We start from the raw sequence: 17,518 nt of genomic DNA on the forward strand, positions 1-17,518 counted from the left end.
CTGCAACCCTGAGCGTCTCGGCATGCCCTACTGCCTTTAACTCGGTGCCGTCTCCGATATACCGATGGCAGGCCGCAGCCAAAGGTAAGCACTTACTTAGAGAGGCCCCCGCGTTAACGACATCACTCAGCCCAGACCGCATACTCATTGCCGTTGGGGTCGCAAAAATGAAAACGTCGACCGCCGGGAAAGGCAAAAATGGGTTTGATAATCCGCCCCCCTGCCGCCTCGACTTTAGTCAGCGTCGCCTCCAGCTCGCGACTGAACAGCACAATCAGCGCACTGCCGGTGGCGGTAGACACGCATTGGTCGGATTTGAAAAAACCGCCATCCAAGCCCTGATCTGAAAAGGCGGTGTAATCCGGCCCGTAGTCGACAAACTGCCAGCCAAACGCCGCCGAAAAAAACGCCTTCGCCTTGGTAATATCTCTGGCGGGAAACTCAACGTAATTGATCTTTTCGTGCTGCTTCATCCCGAACTCCTGCCATTAAGGCGCTGGCTTTAAGCGCCGCTGATTTTTAATTTACCCAATTGCCGCAGCGGCGACGAGCCACTGCCCATGCTTAAGGAGGAGCTGCATATCTGCCGCTTGTGGAAAAGGAAAACCCCAAGCCAACCAGCATGCCCCGACGGTATGGACGGCTTAGCCAAAAATGATTGCCACCCCCAGCAAGGCAGGCGTCAAGAGGGCTACCAAGACATTGGCAAGCAGGAAGTGGGGGTAGTTGCCGATGGCTTCTCCATATTTTACCGCCCCGCTTAAGGCGAAAAACGCCAGCGGCATGGGCAGCAAAGCAATAAGACTTAAGGCTGGCACTATGCCGCTGCCTGCCAACAACACAATTGCGGCCATTGCCAGCGTCGCAAACACCCCATAGACGACGCTGCCAAGCTGCGTTCCATAGGCAATGAGTATATTGTTGCGACCAACGCTGCGGTCGGCGTGAATATCCGGGTACTGGTTAAGCAGCAGCAAATTATTGACCAGAAAAAACGGCACTACCGCAACTTGCCAGGACAAGGTTGAATACTCGCCCGTCATTGCAAAGTGCGTACCCGCCACCATCAAAAAGCCAAACCCCAGCCCCGGTCCAATCAAGCACAGAAAAGGGCGTTTGGTAATCCACGGCGTGTAGGCTGCAACCAACAACAAACCGGCCACACCGAGCGGCATCACTGCCGCCCCATACTTCCACACGAAAAAAGCGCCAAGTAACACCGTCGCCAGCAGAGACCCAAGCCCAAGGATGAGCACCGCCACTGCCATTTCGGGATGCTGTGGCAACGCGCCACTACCGCCGCTAAACGGCGTTCTTAGCGTCTTCAGGTCTAGGCCATTGCTGAAATCGAAATACTCATTCAGCGCATTAACACTCACATGTGCAAACATTGCCACTAGCAGCGTCAATACCAGTAAGTACCCCTCGACCTCGCGCTGGCTGGCGATAACAACACTCAAGCCCAACAACACACAAACAGGCGTCAGTATTAAAAATGGCAAGCGCATTGCCTTTGACAGTGCTACAAATTTCACCTTAACCCCCGTTATCTAACGCCAAGATCGAGCGCGGTTGCGCAATGGAGGCAAAGCCGAATTGCAGTAAACATCGCCGTGACGGTAGTTGTTACGCCTTTGCTATCAGATATGAACCTGCTCCAACCAGAAAACCGCCAGCTGCCACTTTAACTGCTCGCGCAGCTCTAAGGCTCGTAGCGAATGACGCAACAGCCACTGCCGAATATGCATAGCCCAATTTAACGCTGCCAACCGCAACAACGGTTACAGTTGCAATTATTGCCACATCTATAGCTGCAATAGTGGTCAAATCAACAAAAACAGGAAACAGACTCGCGTAGAAAAATATCGCTTTGACATCACTAAGGGTGAGGAGCAATCCAGAGAAAAAGCTTGCAGATAATTTGAACCCTAACCGACCAAAGGCTTCCAGCGACAATGAAGCTTTCGACCTCATAAGGCTTATGCCAAACCAAATTAGATATGCAGCTGCCAAATATCTCAGTATCAAGAAAAAGCTGCCCATAACTTCTGCTAACGCAGCCATTCCAAAAACAGCCAAGAACACAAACGCAAGATCCCCGACTACAATTCCAGCGACAACAGCACAGCCATTTGAGAATCCGGCGGACGATGAACGAGCAACGACCAGGGCCACACTAGTGCTAGGAACTAGCGCCAGAGTTACCATCGCTGCAAACAGCACTAATATTTCTCCGAGACTCATAGTGAATACTCTGCTTAACGCCCACGGAGGCTCTCACCATCATCGGCTCGTCGCATGTATGACTTTGTTATGTGATTCACCAAAACTTCCACCAAGGCTTAGAAAGCCTAGGCTCATTAGCGCTTTCAGGGAAAAGTATTTCCCCTGTATCTGCGCTTGCGTCAAAGAAGCCTAGTCCATGCTTTATAGCCAACTCTCGCATTTTCGGATGAGCGTCTTCAGCCACTCCCCATGCAAATGCGGAATAAATAACGCTTCTTCCTATACAGTGATCAGTAACCTTGGGGTCGTCTACATCATCGGATGCAAGCGGACCATTCATCGGCGGGAAAAAGTTAACCATTTCTTTGAACCAAGCCTGAAGCGCTTCGCTAGAAACGGAATGATCTTGATAGGAATGGTTTTCAGACCACTGAGTTTGCTCGGCGTACCACTCCATAAACTGACGTCTTTCCCTGGGTGCCGAGGACGGATCAAAAACCATTAAATCATAACTCATCGCATATACCTTCCTTGATCACATAGCAGACTATTTATTAGGCCTGCGGCCTCACAATATTTATTATCGGGCGGCCATCTATCACCGCCCTGCTTTTTGGGCCCGCCGCTAACTCGCTATTTCTATGACAAAAAAGCCTGCACGACAGCAGCCCCGGCCATTACGCTGGCCACTGGCAATGCGGGAGGGGTAAACAGGGAGACACTGCACAGGGGGACAGCAATGTTGCCGGGGGCCTGTAAGCATTTCACCACTCCTTCGGTTATTGCGCGGTTTGTTGAGACGTTTGCGCTTGCCTGTGCACCTGCCTGTGCGCGCTTACCGCTTACAAACCATAAAGTTGTCGGCCAGCGGGATCAAGTGTTCTCGTCGCGACGGGGGTATTTGGCGTGAGCAAGCACATGTTCGCGGAGGCTAGCCGTTGGGCGGGGAGAAATTTCAGGCAAAAAAAAGCGCCGCATTTCTGCAGCGCCTTCTTTCGGAATTTGATGGTGGGCCGTGATGGATTCGAACCATCGACCAATTGGTTAAAAGCCAACTGCTCTACCACTGAGCTAACGGCCCCGAAAGAGGCGCTTATAATACGGATTTTGAGATCAAAAACAACAGCATGACGGCAAAAAATTGGTTTTTTTTGTCGCCCTAACGATATCGCGTTGGATCGGCGACGCCGGCTTGGGCAAAGCCCTCGCGGCGCAGGTGGCAGCTGTCGCAGCGACCGCAGGCAGCGCCCTGTTCGTCGGCCTGGTAACAGGACACGGTAAGGCCGTAGTCGACCCCCAGACTGACCCCCAGCTGGATGATTTGTGCCTTGCTGAGGTCGATCAGCGGGGTGGCAATGGTCAGCGCGCCGCCCTCTACCCCCACCTTGGTGGCAACATTGGCCAGGCGCTCGAAGGCGTCAATAAAGGCCGGGCGGCAGTCGGGGTAGCCGGAGTAGTCGACGGCGTTCACGCCGATATGAATGCTGTCGGCACCGATGACCTCGGCCCAACCCAGGGCAATAGACAAAAACACGGTGTTGCGCGCCGGCACATAGGTGATGGGAATACCGCTGCCGCCGGCGTCGGGCACGTCGATGCTGGCGTCGGTGAGCGCCGAGCCGCCGATACTGCTGAGATCCAGTGCGATGATTTTAAATTCTTTGGCGCCGTGGGCCTCGGCCACGCGACGCGCCGCGACCAGTTCGGCGCGGTGGCGCTGGCCGTAGTCAAAGGCCAGGGCGTAGCACTCGTAACCCTCGGCGCGGGCCTGGGCGAGTACGGTGGCGCTGTCGAGGCCACCCGATACCAATACAATTGCTTTTTTACTCACAGATTTGCCTATTACTCAGTGTCCCGGGGCGTCCTGCCAGAGAAGTTTGTGCAGCTGCAGCTGGAAGCGCACCGGCAGATTATCTTCGATAATCCAATCGGCCAGCTGGCGCGCGGGCAGCTGCTCGAAGCTGGGCGAGAACAATACCTCGCCGGCGCGCTCGTGCAGGCGGTATTGGTCGACCTGAAAGCGCGCCCAGTCGTAGTCGGCGCGGTCACAGAGGACAAATTTCACCTGATCGTTGGCGCAGAGGTGCTCAATATTGTCCAGCAGGTTGCGGTGCTGCTCACCAGAACCGGGGGTTTTCAGGTCCAGCACCTTGGATACCCGGCTGTCGACCTCGGCCACCGGCATGGCGCCACTGGTTTCCAGCGATACCTCGTAGCCGGCGTCACACAGCGCCCGCAGCAGGGTGAGGCATTCGGGCTGGGCCAGCGGCTCGCCGCCGGTCACGCAGATATGGCGAGGCGCGTAACTGGCCACCTGCGCGAGGATATCGTCGATGCTGCGGCGCTCGCCGCCGTGAAAGGCGTATTCAGTGTCGCAGTACACGCAGCGCAGCGGGCAGCCGGTAAGGCGCACAAATACCGTGGGCAAGCCAATGCTGCGCGCCTCACCCTGCAGTGAGTAGAAAATTTCGGTAATGCGCAGACTGGCGCTCATAACTGTGCCGCTCCGGCGGTGCCGTAATACGGGCCGAGGCCCAAAGGAGCGCCATTTTAAAAGCTCAACCGGCTCAGGCCAAGTGATTCCGGGCTTTGCGCGGGCACAGTGGCCGTTAACTAGTAATTGTTACGCAGAAATTCTCTGGCTTTTTTAACTGCGGCATTGCCGGTATTGCCATAGCGATCAATGACATGGGTAAGCAATTCTTTCGCTTTTACCTTGTCATCTTGCAGAAAATACACGGTGCCCAGCTTATACATCGCCGCCGGCACCTTGCCGTTGTCGGGATAGTTGGCCAGCAGTGCTTGGAAGGCCTGTACGGAGGCCGCCAGGTCTTGGGGAGTAATCGCCACATAGAGTTCGCCGAGCCAGTACCAGGCATTGGCGACGTAGCGGTCTTGCGGGTAGGCGGCCACGTAGGCCTTAAAGGCGTCGATGGCAGCCTCGTATTGGCGCGACTTCACCAGACCGTAGGCATTGGCGTAGTCCACCGACGGTTTGCCGGTCAATTCGTCAGAGGCCTGGCCCACAGGTTCTGCGGCGCCGGCCGCTGCCGACACAACCTCAGCGGGCACTGACTCAGCGCCGACTGTGGTGGCCGTCGCCGCAGCGGCGGCTGTTGCCTGACCGCTTGCCGGTGTTGCCGCAGTTCCGGACAGGGCACTGAGCCGCCTATCGATATCGATATAGCGATCCAGGCCCTGTTGTTTGAGCTGGCGAAGCTGGTGCCCCTGTTCTTCAACGGTGCCGCGCAAAGACATTACCTCCTCGCGCAGCTGCTGAAGCTGCTGGTATATCTCCGCCTCTATGCCGCTACCACTAAGGCGCTGGCGATTGGGGTCGTTGATATCTTCCACCGGTGCCTGTGCCCACAGAGTGGAGCTGGCAAGCAGCAGTGAGCTTAGCAGTGTTTTTTTCAGTTGCATCAGTTCGCCTTGTATCAATTACTTCAGTTCTACGCGACGGTTTTTAGAGTACGCAGACTCAGTTTGACCGAATGCGATAGGACGCTCTTCACCATAGCTCACAGTTTCAATGCGGTAGCGCGCAATGCCGTTGATCGCCATGTAGTCGGCAACGGCGTTGGCACGACGCTCGCCCAGAGCCATGTTGTATTCGCGGGTACCGCGCTCGTCAGCATGGCCTTCCAAACGCACGGGGCCTTTGGTTTTTTTCAGGCGGGCAATTTGAGCATCCAGGTCGCGACGCGCCTGAGCGGTCAGCGTAGCTTGGTCAAACTCAAAATAAAACACATTTGCCAGTACAACTTGTGGCTCTTGCGCCTCGTAGGCAGAAACATCTGATTCCACGCTCTGAGCGGGCTCAGAGTAGGTGTTGATATCGCTGCTTTGGCCGCTGCCGTCTGTATCAGTAGAAGCACAGCCGGTCAGCAGTGCTCCTGCGAAGGCCATACTCAGGAACAACTTGGATTGGTATTTCATAGCATTTCCCCATTGACAAAGTTTACTTTCATTCGCAGATAAACCATTTATCTGCGGAATTTTTCCGGCCATTACTCATACAGAAAAGGCGACCACGCCGGCTCGCGCACATCTCCAAACCGGGACGGCAGGCGATAACGCACACCGCCGTCCACAGATACTGCAGCCAACACCCCCTGACCACTGTACGTTGTAGCGTACAACAACATACTGCCATTAGGTGCCACACTTGGTGACTCGTCCAGGTCTGTGGAGGTTAAGATTTCCACACGGTTACGCTTGAAGTCTTGCACGGCAATATGAAACTTGCCCTGCACTCTGTGCACCATAACCAAACCCAGGCCATCACCTAGTACGCGGGCCCGCGCGTTGTAATCTCCTTCAAACGTAATGCGCTCAACCCGACCGGTCGCCAGCTCCACCTTGTAGATCTGCGGTTTGCCACCGCGATCTGAGGTGAAGTAGATCGACTTGCCATCGGGCGCCCACGCCGGCTCTGTATCTATAGCAAAGTGGTTAGTCACCCTTTGCAAGGCCCGGCTCGCCAAATCCATCACGTAGATGTCGGGGCTGCCGTCTTTCGACAACACCATCGCCATTCGGCTGCCGTCCGGCGAAAACGCCGGTGCGCCATTAAGACCACGGAAATCGGTTAATTGCTGCCGCTCTCCGGTCTCTAAATTATGTAAATATATCGCAGGACGCGTGGTTTTAAAGGAAACGTAGGCAATTTTCTTGCCATCTGGCCCCCAAGCCGGAGCCAAAATGGGCTCCATACTGTCTGCCAGTACCTCTTCACCCACACCGTCGATATCGCTTTTCAGCAGTCGATAACGAAAGCGGTTGTCGCCCTCGCGAACGGCGGAAACATAGAGCAGCTGGGTGCGGAACGCACCGCGAATATTGGTGAGTTTTTCATATATTTTGTCGCTGAGGGTATGCGCCAGAAACCGCACCCGGTCAAAACTCTGCGACTCTTCGCCCTGCAGGATGCTGCGCTGGGTATTCACGTCGAGCAGCTCGTACTTGGCCACCAGCTTGTTGTCTCGACCAAAGCTCAGCTCGCCAACCACCACGTAGTCGACGCCCAGGCTTTTCCAGTCCCGGTAGTACACTTCGCCCGCATTGGCCGGGCGGCTGAGCATATCTGCGCGGCTCAAGGGGTTAAACAAACCGCTGCGGTGCAGGTCGCGCTCGACTATGGCGGCAACGTCTTCGCGCAGGGTCACGCCCGCCTTCCAGCCAAAAGGCACGACAGCGATGGGAACGGGGTCGTCTTTGCCCTCGTTGATTTCGATGGTGAGTTCAGCTTGGCTGGCCATCGCGCAGCCGAGCATAACCATCAGTAGCAATACACGTTTTAGCATTATCGTCTCAGGTCTGTTGGCTCAAATTTAAAGCGGAAGCGCCGAAAGTGCCGCTCGTAGGCGGCGCGATTCTGACTTGCCAGCTCACCCAGTTCTTCAATTCGCTCCAGCCGCGACACCGCGCGCAGCACCGAGAGGTCAAAGGCCTGATCGCCACTGCTCTCGACAATATACTGGCTGCTGATTTCGCCGCTGGGCAGGGTCTGGATCTCCACCACTGCCACCATGCCGTTGCGCGCCTTGGGCGGCCGCGACCAGTTATTACGCACCAGCGCGGCAATCAGTTGCTCGTAACTGCTGACCTGCTCGGCCTCGTCCAGCAATGCATCCTCAGAGGCCAGGGCCGCGGCCAACTCCGCCTCCTGCTGTTTGCGGATCTGTTCCTGCAAGGCCTGTTGCCGCGCTTCTTCGCGCGCCTTGGCCTTGGCTTGCTCGGCGGCTTTCTGACGGCGCAGCTCTTCCGGCGTCGGGCCTTTCTTTGGCTCGGGCTTTGGCTCGGGCTTTGGCTCGGGCTTTGGCTCGGGCTTTGGCTCGGGCTTTGGCTCGGGCTTTGGCGCCGGTTTTGGCTCGGGCTTGGGCTCAGGTTTAGGCGCCGGTTTCGCTTGCGGCTTAGGCGCCGGTTTTGGCGGTGGCGCCGGCTTGGCCCGGCTGGGCGGCACCTTGTCGAGCACCAACTTGGCCTGAATGACTACTGGCTGGGGCTTCAATTCGCGAGTGTCGCTGATTCCGGGCAAGCCAACCAGCAATACCGCCAGCACCAAGGCGTGCAGCGCCAGGGTGACCATCGCGGGAATAAGGCGAAAACCGGACATGCCTATTTACGTCCCCGCGCCGGCGGCTCTTCAGTAATCAGACCGACGGAGGGGGCGCCGGCGCCCTGCAGCACCGCCATAACGGCAATCACCGCACCGTATTCCACCGCTGTATCCCCTCTCACCATCACCGGGGTTTTTGGCTTGTTACGCAGAATTTTACTGAGCTTGTCACCGATATCGGCCAGCGGCAGCGGCTCACCCTGTTTGTCGGGGTCGCCCAGGCTGATGTAATAGCGGCCCTGCTTGTCCACCGAGACAATAATCGGGTCGTCATCACTGGGCGGCACCGGCTCGGTTGCGGCCTTGGGCAAGTTGACCTGCACGCCCTGCACAAGCATCGGCGCAGTGACCATAAATACAATCAGCAGTACCAGCATCACGTCGATATAGGGCACCACATTGATGTCGGACATGGCCTTGCGTTTATTGCGGCGACTCATAACCAGGCTCCTTAGCGCACATGCACCTGGCGGTGCAATATGCTGGAGAACTCGTCGGCAAAGGTGTCGTATTTACCAATATAGGAGTCGAGCTTGGACGAGAAGCGGTTGTAGGACACCACCGCCGGAATCGCCGCAATCAAGCCCATGGCCGTGGCGACCAGGGCTTCAGAAATACCCGGTGCCACCGTGGCCAATGTGGCCTGCTGCACCTGAGCCAAGCCGTGAAACGAGCCCATAATGCCCCACACCGTGCCCAACAAACCGACATAGGGGCTGGTTGAGCCGACCGTCGCCAGAAAGGGCAGGCTTTTTTCCATCTGCTCTTCTTCTCGCGACAGGGCCACCCGCATCGCCCGCTGACAGCCTTCCATCACCGCGTCGGAATCGATGTTGCGCTGCGCCATGCGGCTAAATTCCTTAAAGCCAGCGCGAAAAATACTCTCCATGCCCACCGGCAGGCTCTGCTTGCCAGCCCCCTGCTCGTAGAGGCTGTTGAGGTCGGTGCCCGACCAGAACTGGGCTTCGAAACGCTTCATTTCGCGCTCGGCCATATTGAAGTACATCACCCGTTGGGCGATCAAATACCATGACAATAGCGACGCCAATACCAAAATGGCCATAATGGCCTGCACAAAGATGCTGGCCTGACTGACCAGCGTAATGATGGACAGGTCTTGCTCCACAACAGCTCCCCTATTTTCTGCTCATTCAAATAGCCGCAATTACTGCTCGGCGGCCAATACCTGGTATATCTGCTTCGGTATACGTCGCGCCCGACCGGCTTTGGGGTCGACGCAGGCAACTTGTATGCTAGCCTCGCACAACAATTGCTGGTCGCGATAGACACACTGTTTAAAATTTAGTGCCGTGGCACGCAAAGAATCTATCTGCGCGGTAACCTGCAAGGCATCGTCCAACCGCGCCGAGGCGTGATACCGCGCCTGCATGTCACGCACCACCAACAGCAGCCCGTCGTCAGCCACGGCGGTTTTTGCAAAGCCCAAGGCGCGCATGTATTCGGTGCGCGCCCGCTCCATATATTTCAGGTAGTTTACGTAATACACGATGCCACCGGCGTCGGTATCCTCGATATAGACCCGCAGCGGCAGAGAGAATTCCTTCACGTGTCCAGCCGCTCCTTGGGGAAATCCAGGCCAAAATGCTGATAGGCATGCTGGGTGACTACGCGACCGCGAGGCGTGCGCATAATGTAGCCCTGCTGGATCAAATAGGGCTCGAGCACATCTTCGATGGTGCCACGCTCTTCACTAATGGCGGCCGCCAGGCTGTCGATACCGACCGGGCCGCCGTCAAATTTTTCGATCATCGCCAATAGCAGGCGGCGATCCAGGTGGTCAAAACCGCGACTGTCTACGTTGAGCATCGTTAACGCGGCGTCGGCCACTTCGGCGGTCACCCGGCCGTCGGCGCGCACTTCGGCGTAGTCGCGCACCCGGCGCAGCAAGCGATTGGCAATGCGCGGCGTGCCCCGCGAGCGCATGGCGATTTCTCGGGCACCGGCATCGTCCAATTCCATGCCCAATATGGCCGCCGAGCGACTGACAATAGTCGACAGGTCGGCGACCCCGTAAAACTCCAGGCGCTGGACAATGCCGAAGCGATCGCGCAGCGGCGAGGTCAGCAGCCCCGCGCGGGTCGTGGCACCCACCAGGGTAAAGGGCGGCAAATCGAGTTTGATCGAGCGCGCCGCCGGCCCCTCGCCGATCATAATGTCGAGCTGATAGTCTTCCATTGCCGGGTAGAGAATTTCTTCAATGTTGGCACTGAGACGGTGAATTTCATCGATAAACAGCACATCGCCTTCTTCGAGATTGGTCATCAGTGCCGCTAGGTCGCCGGCCTTTTCCAATACCGGACCCGAGGTAGTGCGCAGCGACACGCCCATTTCGTTAGCCAGGATATTGGCCAAGGTGGTTTTACCCAGCCCCGGCGGGCCAAAAATCAGCGTGTGATCCAGGGGTTCACTGCGCTGCCGGGCGGCGCTGACAAAGATATCCATTTGTTCGCGCACCGCTTGCTGGCCGATATAGTCGGCCAGTGACTTGGGGCGAATAGCGCGATCGAAACGCTCTTCGACACTTTCGACAGGCTCGGCCGCGACCAGGCGATCAACTTCAATCATAGGAACTCCCCAGCTACCTAGCTCACCATGCTCTTCAAGGCCGCGCGAATCAGCGCCTCACTGCTCTGACCCTCGCTGTCTTGGGCTTTTATCGCACGCGCGGCTTCCTGGGGCTTGTAGCCCAGTGCCACCAGTGCCGCTTCAGCTTCGGCCAAATTTGCCGACGCCGAGGGCACCGCGGCCAGTGCCGAGGGCGACGACGCCGGCGCCCAGCTTTCCAAGCGGTCGCGCATTTCCATAATCAACCGCTCGGCGGTTTTCTTGCCTACCCCGGGCAGGCGCACCAGAGCGGCGCTGTCGCCGTCCTGCACGCAACGCACAAAGTCGTCGCTGTCGATCCCCGACATCACGGTGAGCGCCAGCTTGGGGCCGACACCGTTGACCTTGATCAGGTCGCGAAACAGCTGACGAGCCCGGCTATCGCTAAAACCGAACAGTAACTGGGCATCTTCCCGGACGATAAACTGGGTGTATAAGGATACCTCTTCACCCAGCGGCGGCAGGTTGTATAGGGTAGTCATTGGCACCAGCACCTCGTAACCGAGGCCGTTAACGTCAACAACGATCTCCGGTGCCTGTTTTTCGATTAATACACCGCGCAGACGAGCAATCATTCATTTACCTTAGAGCTGAGTCGACCGCGACGCAGACGCGCCGCGGCCATGGGTTCGGACATATTGTGCAGGCCCTCACGGGCATGGGCGTGGCAAATGGCTGCCGCCAGTGCATCGGCAGCGTCTTCCTGCGGCGCCGCCGGCAATTTAAGCAACACCTTCACCATGTGTTGAATCTGTTCTTTTGTCGCCGCACCCGTGCCCACCACCGCTTTTTTTATTTGTCTGGCGGTATATTCGGCTACCGCCATATCGGCGCCCACACAGGCTACCACTGCCGCGCCGCGTGCCTGACCCAGTTTGAGCGCCGAGCCGGCACTTTTGGCCATAAACACTTCTTCCACTGCGGCCTCGGCCGGCTGATATTCTTCAATAATGGTTTTCAGACTGCGATAAATCACATTCAGCCGCTCGGGCAGAGGGCCCTTGGGCAGGCGAATCACACCGCTGCTGATATAGCGATGCCGACTGCCGTCAACGGCGATAAGACCAAAGCCGGTTTTTTGTGAACCGGGGTCGATACCTAGAATGATTGTCATAGAAAATCACTGTCTGAAACTGCGCCTATTATGCACAGATCAGCCAGCGAAAAGATAATGAGAGCACTCAGCCGAGCTCGGCAAGCACCGCATCGGGGATGTCGGCATTGGTATAGACATTTTGCACATCGTCAAGATCTTCAAGCATGTCGATCAAGCCGAGAATATTTTCGGCCCCACTGCGATCAAGCTCTACAGAAACCGACGGCTGCATAATCAGCTCTGCGCTGTCGTGTTCCAGCCCTGCGGCCTGCATGGCCTCTTTTACCGCCAGAAAATCCTCCCAGGGAGTCAGCACCTCAATACTGCCATCATCGTGGCTCAGCACGTCGTCGGCACCGGCCTCCAGCGCGGCTTCCATCACCCGGTCTTCGCCGGTATCCGGCCCGTAGATGATTTGCCCGAGACGATTGAACAGGTAGGCAACCGAGCCGTCGGTGCCGAGGTTGCCACCGCGCTTGCTAAAGGCGTGGCGGACATCGGCCACGGTGCGATTGCGGTTGTCGGTCATGCACTCAACCAGCACCGCCACACCGCCGGCGCCATAGCCCTCGTAGCTGACCTCTTCGTAATTATCGCCTTCGGCATTGCCGGCACCGCGGGCAATGGCCTTGTCGATAGTGTCGCGCTTCATGTTGGCGCCCAGCGCCTTGTCGACAGCCGCGCGCAGGCGCGGATTGTCTTCGGGAAGCGGGCCGCCCGCACGGGCGGCAACCACCAGCTCGCGAATCAGCTTGGTAAAGATTTTGCCGCGCTTGGCATCTTGCGCGGCTTTGCGGTGTTTAATATAGGCCCACTTGCTGTGACCCGCCATAACAACCTCGCTCGGCGGCGCGGCCGCGCCGCCCGACTGCTTACTCTTCGTTCTTGCGCAGGCGAATGCTCAGCTCGCTGAGCTGGCGGGTTTCCACCGCGCCCGGCGCATCGGTCATCACACAGGCCGCCGTCTGGGTTTTGGGGAAGGCGATCACGTCGCGGATCGATTTGGCGTCGGTCATCAGCATCACCAGACGGTCCAGACCGAAGGCCAGGCCGCCGTGCGGAGGTGCACCGTACTTCAGTGCGTCTAGCAGGAAGCCGAACTTCTCGCTGGCCTCTTCATCGCTAATGCCCAGCACGCGGAACACCGCCTCCTGCATCGCCGAGCGGTGAATACGCACCGAGCCACCGCCGAGTTCCGTGCCGTTGAGCACCATGTCGTAGGCAATGGACAGGGCTTCGCCGGGCGCACTTTCCAGCTCTTCCGGGCTGCACGACGGCGCGGTGAAGGGGTGGTGCAGGCTGGTCCAGCCACCCTTGTCGTCTTCTTCAAACATCGGGAAGTCGACCACCCACAGCGGTGCCCACTCGGCGGTGTAGAGGTCCAGGTCTTCACCCAGCTTACAGCGCAGCGCACCCAGGGCCTCGTTAACGACCTTGGCACTGTCGGCGCCAAAGAAAATCAGGTCGCCATTATCCGCGTCGACACGCTCCAGAATGGCGGCGCGCACCGGCTCGGGCAGGAACTTGACGATGGGCGATTGCAGGCCGCCTTCGAGGTCAGATTTGTCGTTGACCTTGATGTAGGCCAAGCCCTTGGCGCCATAAATACCGACAAATTTGGTGTACTCGTCGATCTGCTTGCGGCTGAGCTTGTCGTTGCCACCGGGCACTTTCAGTGCCGCCACACGGCCTTTGGGGTTGGTTGCCGGGCCGGAGAACACTTTGAACTCCACCTCGGCCATCAAATCGCCAACGTCGACCAGCTCCAGCGGGATCCGCAGATCCGGCTTGTCGCTGCCGTAGCGGTGCATCGCCTCGGCGTAGGGCATTTGCGGGAAGTCGCCCAGGTCGACACCCTGCACTTCTTTAAACAGGTCGCGAATCATGCCCTCGGCCACCGCCATGATCTGCTTGTCGTCCATAAAGGACGTTTCAATATCGATCTGGGTGAATTCCGGCTGGCGGTCGGCGCGCAGGTCTTCGTCGCGGAAACACTTGGCAATCTGGTAGTAGCGGTCAAAACCCGACACCATCAACAACTGCTTAAACAGCTGTGGCGACTGCGGCAGGGCGAAGAACTTGCCGCCGTGGGTGCGACTGGGCACCAGGTAGTCGCGGGCACCCTCAGGGGTAGCGCGGGTCAGGATGGGCGTTTCGATATCCAAAAAGCCCTGCTCGTCCATATAGCGGCGCAGCACCGAGGTGACTTTGGCGCGCAGGCGCAGCTTGTCGGCGATCTGCGGGCGGCGCAGGTCCAGGTAGCGATAGCGCAGGCGCACGTCTTCGCCCACCTCGGTGTGGTCGTCGAGCTGGAACGGCGGTGTTTCCGACTCGTTGAGGATCTCGATTTCCTTGCCGAGAATTTCGATGGCGCCGGTCTTCATATTCGGATTGACGGTCGCCTCGGCGCGGGCGCGAACCCGGCCGCGAATTTTCAGCACGTACTCGCTGCGCACGCGATCCGCCGTGGCGAAATGCTGCTCGGTATCGGGGTCAAACACCACCTGCACGATGCCTTCGCGGTCACGCATATCCAGAAAGATAACCCCGCCGTGGTCGCGGCGACGGTCCACCCATCCGCAGATGGTGACGTCTTGGTCGATGTGCTCGCTACCGAGGCTTCCGCAAAAATGGCTGCGCATTGCTACTATCCCGCTCTATAAAGTCATAAATGGACCCCACCGGGGCCCCTGAATTAGCTAGTTGATCCCGAGGAAGACCCACCGGCGTCGCCCGCCAGGTTTTTCTTCTTGCTGCCGGATTTAAAGTCAGTTTCATACCAACCACCGCCTTTCAGGCGAAAACCCGCAGCCGAGATCTTTTTAACCAAGGCATCTTTCTCGCACTGAGGACAACTGCTCAGCGCTGGATCGCTCATCTTCTGTAGCGCTTCCAGCTCGTGCTGACAGGCCTGACACTGATATTCATAAATGGGCATTGGAATCCCCTCCCAACACAAATAATGAAAACGTGACCTTCTGGTAAAACCGTCGGGCACAACCACTGGGTAGAAAAAGGAGCGGGATTATAACGCAAAGCGGGGCCGACGATAAACGCAGCCGGGCAGGAAGTTATCCGCAGAGACTAAAAAGAGGGGAATACTGCCGAACAGAACGCCGGCGCCACCACATCAGGGGCGCCGGCCCGCGGAAATAACCGACTTACGCCGCAAAGTCCTTGAGTTTTTTCAGCGGCCGCACCTTCACAGCAACACTGGCTGGCTTGGCTTTAAAGGTGGTTTCCTCACCGGTAAAGGGGTTGATTCCCTTGCGCGCCTTGGTGGCGGGCTTTTTCACAGTGCTGACCTTCATCAGACCGGGAATGGTAAATTCACCCAGCGCGCGCTTTTTAATGCTGCGCTCGATCAACAGCTCCAGCTCGTCAAACACACTGGCGACCTGCTTGCGACTGAGTTCGGTATTGGTAGCAATTTCATTGAGAATTTGGGTTTTGGTCATTTTCTCGGTAATTGCAGTGGTTTTACGCTTTGGTGCGGCCTTGGCCGCCGGCTTGGCTTTGGCAGTCGCCTTTTTAGGAGCAGCTTTTTTTGTCGCCATAGGAATCAGTCCTGTTCACGTTTAAATTATTATTGCCCAGTAAAAGAGTGGCACAAAGCCGATACCGCATCGCCCGCATAGTCCACCACCCTTGTCACAAAGAGCTTTAGCGTATAAGACGAGGCTGTGCCTGGATCTACTAATAGTCGATTGCCCCCTGCAAAACAAGGCCTATTCGCGACATAACCGTAAAAAACCGGGGTTTTCCCGGGGTTTTATCGCCGCTGCAAAATTAACTGGGCAATATGTTCGCCGATGGGCAGGGCCGAGGTCGCCGCCGGCGACGGCGCATTGCCAACGTGAACACTGCGGCGACTGCTTAAAAACACAAAGTCCTGCAGTAAATCCCCCCGGCGACTCACCGCCTGCGCACGCACCCCGGCCGGGGCGGACATCAAGTCGCCGACCTCCAGCGCCGGGCAATATTGCTGCAGCTGTTCCAGATAGCGCCGCTTGGACAGAGAGCTGCGCAACTCATCCAGCCCCGCGGCCCCGTGACGCGCCAGCAGCCGCCAAAAACCGGCGAAACCCAGTAGTTCAAGCAGCGTGACGACATCCACATCGCGCCTGCGGTAGCCCTCTCGGGCCAGTGCCAAAACCGCATTCGGGCCAGCGACCACACCGCCATTTATCAACGGCGTTAGATGAACGCCCAAAAACGGCAACGAGGGATCCGGCACGGGGTAGACCAAGCGCGACAGCCAGGATTCACAGCGCGGCGCCAAACGATAAAACTCGCCGCGAAACGGCACAATGCGAAAATCGCAGTCCAGCCCCTGCAGGCGCGCCAGGCGGTCGGACATCAGCCCCGCACAAGCCAGTAGCAGGGCACTGCTATAGTCACCTGCGCGGGTTTGCAGCACCATCTCATCAGTGCGCTCGTCGATTGCCGTCACCTCGGCGCCGTAGCAGATGTCGCCGCCAGCGGCCTGCACCTCGGCCAACAACTGGCGGCAGATCGCCGCGTAATCAACAATGGCGGACTCCGCCACCGCCAGCGCGGCGACGCCAGCCAGCGCCGGCTCCTGTTCACGCATCGCCCCCTGCGTTAAATATTGCGGTGCCAAGCCATTGGCCACCGCTAGCTGCTGCAACAGCGCCAGCCCCGGCAACTGCCCCTCACTGGCGGCGACAATCCACTTGCCACACTGGCGAAATGGCAGAGCGCGAGACTCACAAAAGTTGCGGGTTTGCCGCAGGCCTTGACGACACATACGCGCCTTCAGGCTAGCCGCGGGGTAGTACACCCCGGCGTGGACCACACCGCTGTTACGACCCGACTGGTGCCGAGCCGGCGCAGACTCTTTTTCCAGCATCAGCAGGCGGCAGTCTGGCCAGCGCTGCAAAATCTGCCAGGCGCTGGCCGCACCGACAATGCCGCAGCCCACCACAATGACGTCATAGCGGCGACTCATGGTCGCTCAGCCCGCTGCGAAGTCCGGCTCGGCGGCAAGGGCCTGGCGCAAGCTGGCCAGGCGCTCGGCCCTGGCCGCTTCGGTATAGGGCACGGCCGGCAGCTGCCCCCACACCGGTTTGGGCCAGCAGGGGTCATTGGCAAATCGGGCTATGTGGTGAATATGCAGCTGGGGCACCATATTGCCCAACGCGGCAATATTGAGCTTCTCTGCGCCGAATACAGTATTGAGAACGCCCGCGGCTAGATCGGACTCATGGCTATATTGCCGGCGCTGCTCGGCGTCGAGCTCACAGAGTTCGCGCAGGCCGGCAACACGCGGTACCAGAATCAGCCAGGGGTACTGGCTGTCGTTGAGCAACAACACGCGACACAGGGGCAAATCGCCAACGACAACACAGTCGGCGGCCAACTGGGGATGCAATTCAAACATGGGCTTTCTCCAATAAACACTATGCGCCCTGTACCGGGCTGCCTAT

Annotated in this window: 22 protein-coding genes and 1 tRNA gene; all 23 read right to left on the reverse strand. The window is 57.9% G+C overall.

Features of this window, described 5'->3' with window-relative positions:
• Positions 1 to 122: 122 nt before the first annotated feature.
• The 23 genes from ABYM29_RS05745 to ABYM29_RS05855 all read right to left on the reverse strand — a co-directional run bounded on the left by ABYM29_RS05745 (position 123) and on the right by ABYM29_RS05855 (position 17,472).
• Positions 123 to 473 (reverse strand): VOC family protein, encoded by a 351-nt coding sequence (locus tag ABYM29_RS05745; protein ID WP_372863264.1) that lies wholly within the window; start codon positions 471 to 473, stop codon positions 123 to 125.
• Between the two features lie 171 nt (positions 474 to 644).
• On the reverse strand, positions 645 to 1,508 hold the full coding sequence (locus tag ABYM29_RS05750; RefSeq protein WP_372863356.1) for a prenyltransferase: 864 nt from the start codon (positions 1,506 to 1,508) through the stop codon (positions 645 to 647).
• 118 nt (positions 1,509 to 1,626) lie between these two features.
• Positions 1,627 to 2,244, reverse strand: a complete 618-nt coding sequence (locus tag ABYM29_RS05755; protein ID WP_372863267.1) for a LysE family translocator — start codon at positions 2,242 to 2,244, stop codon at positions 1,627 to 1,629.
• Between the two features lie 76 nt (positions 2,245 to 2,320).
• The gene (locus tag ABYM29_RS05760; protein WP_372863269.1) at positions 2,321 to 2,743 is read right to left on the reverse strand and encodes a hypothetical protein; all 423 of its coding nucleotides are present in this window, start codon (positions 2,741 to 2,743) and stop codon (positions 2,321 to 2,323) included.
• Between the two features lie 489 nt (positions 2,744 to 3,232).
• Positions 3,233 to 3,307: transfer RNA gene (locus ABYM29_RS05765), tRNA-Lys, on the reverse strand.
• Between the two features lie 78 nt (positions 3,308 to 3,385).
• Entirely contained in the window at positions 3,386 to 4,057 is a 672-nt protein-coding gene (gene queC, locus ABYM29_RS05770) for a 7-cyano-7-deazaguanine synthase QueC (RefSeq protein WP_372863272.1), read from the reverse strand.
• A gap of 15 nt (positions 4,058 to 4,072) precedes the next feature.
• A complete protein-coding gene (queE, locus tag ABYM29_RS05775; protein WP_372863275.1) occupies positions 4,073 to 4,720 on the reverse strand; it encodes a 7-carboxy-7-deazaguanine synthase QueE in 648 nt (215 codons plus the stop codon).
• A 119-nt stretch (positions 4,721 to 4,839) separates the two neighbouring features.
• Positions 4,840 to 5,649 (reverse strand): tol-pal system protein YbgF, encoded by an 810-nt coding sequence (gene ybgF / locus ABYM29_RS05780; protein WP_372863276.1) that lies wholly within the window; start codon positions 5,647 to 5,649, stop codon positions 4,840 to 4,842.
• Between the two features lie 18 nt (positions 5,650 to 5,667).
• Positions 5,668 to 6,237, reverse strand: a complete 570-nt coding sequence (gene pal / locus ABYM29_RS05785) for a peptidoglycan-associated lipoprotein Pal (protein WP_372863279.1) — start codon at positions 6,235 to 6,237, stop codon at positions 5,668 to 5,670.
• On the reverse strand, positions 6,237 to 7,532 hold the full coding sequence (tolB, locus tag ABYM29_RS05790) for a Tol-Pal system beta propeller repeat protein TolB (RefSeq protein ID WP_372863281.1): 1,296 nt from the start codon (positions 7,530 to 7,532) through the stop codon (positions 6,237 to 6,239). Before tolB ends, pal begins: the two co-directional genes overlap by 1 nt.
• Positions 7,532 to 8,344 (reverse strand): energy transducer TonB, encoded by an 813-nt coding sequence (locus tag ABYM29_RS05795; protein ID WP_372863284.1) that lies wholly within the window; start codon positions 8,342 to 8,344, stop codon positions 7,532 to 7,534. Before ABYM29_RS05795 ends, tolB begins: the two co-directional genes overlap by 1 nt.
• A gap of 2 nt (positions 8,345 to 8,346) precedes the next feature.
• A complete protein-coding gene (gene tolR / locus ABYM29_RS05800; protein WP_372863286.1) occupies positions 8,347 to 8,787 on the reverse strand; it encodes a protein TolR in 441 nt (146 codons plus the stop codon).
• Positions 8,788 to 8,798: 11 nt separating this feature from the next.
• Complete coding sequence (gene tolQ / locus ABYM29_RS05805; RefSeq protein WP_372863288.1) at positions 8,799 to 9,473, reverse strand: protein TolQ; 675 nt, start codon at positions 9,471 to 9,473, stop codon at positions 8,799 to 8,801.
• A gap of 39 nt (positions 9,474 to 9,512) precedes the next feature.
• Positions 9,513 to 9,914, reverse strand: a complete 402-nt coding sequence (ybgC, locus tag ABYM29_RS05810; protein ID WP_372863291.1) for a tol-pal system-associated acyl-CoA thioesterase — start codon at positions 9,912 to 9,914, stop codon at positions 9,513 to 9,515.
• Entirely contained in the window at positions 9,911 to 10,933 is a 1,023-nt protein-coding gene (gene ruvB / locus ABYM29_RS05815; protein WP_372863294.1) for a Holliday junction branch migration DNA helicase RuvB, read from the reverse strand. Before ruvB ends, ybgC begins: the two co-directional genes overlap by 4 nt.
• 17 nt (positions 10,934 to 10,950) lie before the next feature.
• The gene (gene ruvA, locus ABYM29_RS05820; RefSeq protein ID WP_372863296.1) at positions 10,951 to 11,547 is read right to left on the reverse strand and encodes a Holliday junction branch migration protein RuvA; all 597 of its coding nucleotides are present in this window, start codon (positions 11,545 to 11,547) and stop codon (positions 10,951 to 10,953) included.
• Positions 11,544 to 12,086, reverse strand: a complete 543-nt coding sequence (gene ruvC / locus ABYM29_RS05825) for a crossover junction endodeoxyribonuclease RuvC (RefSeq protein WP_372863298.1) — start codon at positions 12,084 to 12,086, stop codon at positions 11,544 to 11,546. Before ruvC ends, ruvA begins: the two co-directional genes overlap by 4 nt.
• Before the next feature lie 67 nt (positions 12,087 to 12,153).
• The gene (locus tag ABYM29_RS05830; RefSeq protein WP_372863300.1) at positions 12,154 to 12,900 is read right to left on the reverse strand and encodes a YebC/PmpR family DNA-binding transcriptional regulator; all 747 of its coding nucleotides are present in this window, start codon (positions 12,898 to 12,900) and stop codon (positions 12,154 to 12,156) included.
• Positions 12,901 to 12,940: 40 nt separating this feature from the next.
• Positions 12,941 to 14,710, reverse strand: a complete 1,770-nt coding sequence (gene aspS / locus ABYM29_RS05835) for an aspartate--tRNA ligase (protein ID WP_372863303.1) — start codon at positions 14,708 to 14,710, stop codon at positions 12,941 to 12,943.
• A 53-nt stretch (positions 14,711 to 14,763) separates the two neighbouring features.
• Entirely contained in the window at positions 14,764 to 15,006 is a 243-nt protein-coding gene (locus tag ABYM29_RS05840) for an FmdB family zinc ribbon protein (protein WP_372863305.1), read from the reverse strand.
• A 223-nt stretch (positions 15,007 to 15,229) separates the two neighbouring features.
• On the reverse strand, positions 15,230 to 15,625 hold the full coding sequence (locus ABYM29_RS05845) for an HU family DNA-binding protein (RefSeq protein WP_372863308.1): 396 nt from the start codon (positions 15,623 to 15,625) through the stop codon (positions 15,230 to 15,232).
• 215 nt (positions 15,626 to 15,840) lie between these two features.
• Entirely contained in the window at positions 15,841 to 17,040 is a 1,200-nt protein-coding gene (lhgO, locus tag ABYM29_RS05850; protein ID WP_372863311.1) for an L-2-hydroxyglutarate oxidase, read from the reverse strand.
• A gap of 6 nt (positions 17,041 to 17,046) precedes the next feature.
• Positions 17,047 to 17,472 (reverse strand): HIT domain-containing protein, encoded by a 426-nt coding sequence (locus tag ABYM29_RS05855; RefSeq protein ID WP_372863314.1) that lies wholly within the window; start codon positions 17,470 to 17,472, stop codon positions 17,047 to 17,049.
• Positions 17,473 to 17,518 lie beyond the last annotated feature (46 nt).

This window comes from Spongiibacter sp. (assembly GCF_041602295.1).
Taxonomy (GTDB): domain Bacteria; phylum Pseudomonadota; class Gammaproteobacteria; order Pseudomonadales; family Spongiibacteraceae; genus Spongiibacter.

Excerpts from the sequence above, each read along its gene's own strand:
- ABYM29_RS05755 (WP_372863267.1), bottom strand. The coding sequence starts at position 2,244 with ATGAGTCTCGGAGAAATATTAGTGCTGTTTGCAGCGATGGTAACTCTG.
- ABYM29_RS05745 (WP_372863264.1), bottom strand. The coding sequence starts at position 473 with ATGAAGCAGCACGAAAAGATCAATTACGTTGAGTTTCCCGCCAGAGAT.
- ruvA (WP_372863296.1), bottom strand. The coding sequence starts at position 11,547 with ATGATTGCTCGTCTGCGCGGTGTATTAATCGAAAAACAGGCACCGGAG.
- ABYM29_RS05840 (WP_372863305.1), bottom strand. The coding sequence starts at position 15,006 with ATGCCCATTTATGAATATCAGTGTCAGGCCTGTCAGCACGAGCTGGAA.
- ABYM29_RS05750 (WP_372863356.1), bottom strand. The coding sequence starts at position 1,508 with ATGCGCTTGCCATTTTTAATACTGACGCCTGTTTGTGTGTTGTTGGGC.
- queE (WP_372863275.1), bottom strand. The coding sequence starts at position 4,720 with ATGAGCGCCAGTCTGCGCATTACCGAAATTTTCTACTCACTGCAGGGT.
- ABYM29_RS05845 (WP_372863308.1), bottom strand. The coding sequence starts at position 15,625 with ATGGCGACAAAAAAAGCTGCTCCTAAAAAGGCGACTGCCAAAGCCAAG.
- tolB (WP_372863281.1), bottom strand. The coding sequence starts at position 7,532 with ATGCTAAAACGTGTATTGCTACTGATGGTTATGCTCGGCTGCGCGATG.
- pal (WP_372863279.1), bottom strand. The coding sequence starts at position 6,237 with ATGGCCGGAAAAATTCCGCAGATAAATGGTTTATCTGCGAATGAAAGT.
- tolR (WP_372863286.1), bottom strand. The coding sequence starts at position 8,787 with ATGAGTCGCCGCAATAAACGCAAGGCCATGTCCGACATCAATGTGGTG.
- lhgO (WP_372863311.1), bottom strand. The coding sequence starts at position 17,040 with ATGAGTCGCCGCTATGACGTCATTGTGGTGGGCTGCGGCATTGTCGGT.
- ybgF (WP_372863276.1), bottom strand. The coding sequence starts at position 5,649 with ATGCAACTGAAAAAAACACTGCTAAGCTCACTGCTGCTTGCCAGCTCC.
- ruvB (WP_372863294.1), bottom strand. The coding sequence starts at position 10,933 with ATGATTGAAGTTGATCGCCTGGTCGCGGCCGAGCCTGTCGAAAGTGTC.
- aspS (WP_372863303.1), bottom strand. The coding sequence starts at position 14,710 with ATGCGCAGCCATTTTTGCGGAAGCCTCGGTAGCGAGCACATCGACCAA.
- ABYM29_RS05760 (WP_372863269.1), bottom strand. The coding sequence starts at position 2,743 with ATGAGTTATGATTTAATGGTTTTTGATCCGTCCTCGGCACCCAGGGAA.
- ABYM29_RS05830 (WP_372863300.1), bottom strand. The coding sequence starts at position 12,900 with ATGGCGGGTCACAGCAAGTGGGCCTATATTAAACACCGCAAAGCCGCG.
- ABYM29_RS05795 (WP_372863284.1), bottom strand. The coding sequence starts at position 8,344 with ATGTCCGGTTTTCGCCTTATTCCCGCGATGGTCACCCTGGCGCTGCAC.
- ABYM29_RS05855 (WP_372863314.1), bottom strand. The coding sequence starts at position 17,472 with ATGTTTGAATTGCATCCCCAGTTGGCCGCCGACTGTGTTGTCGTTGGC.
- ruvC (WP_372863298.1), bottom strand. The coding sequence starts at position 12,086 with ATGACAATCATTCTAGGTATCGACCCCGGTTCACAAAAAACCGGCTTT.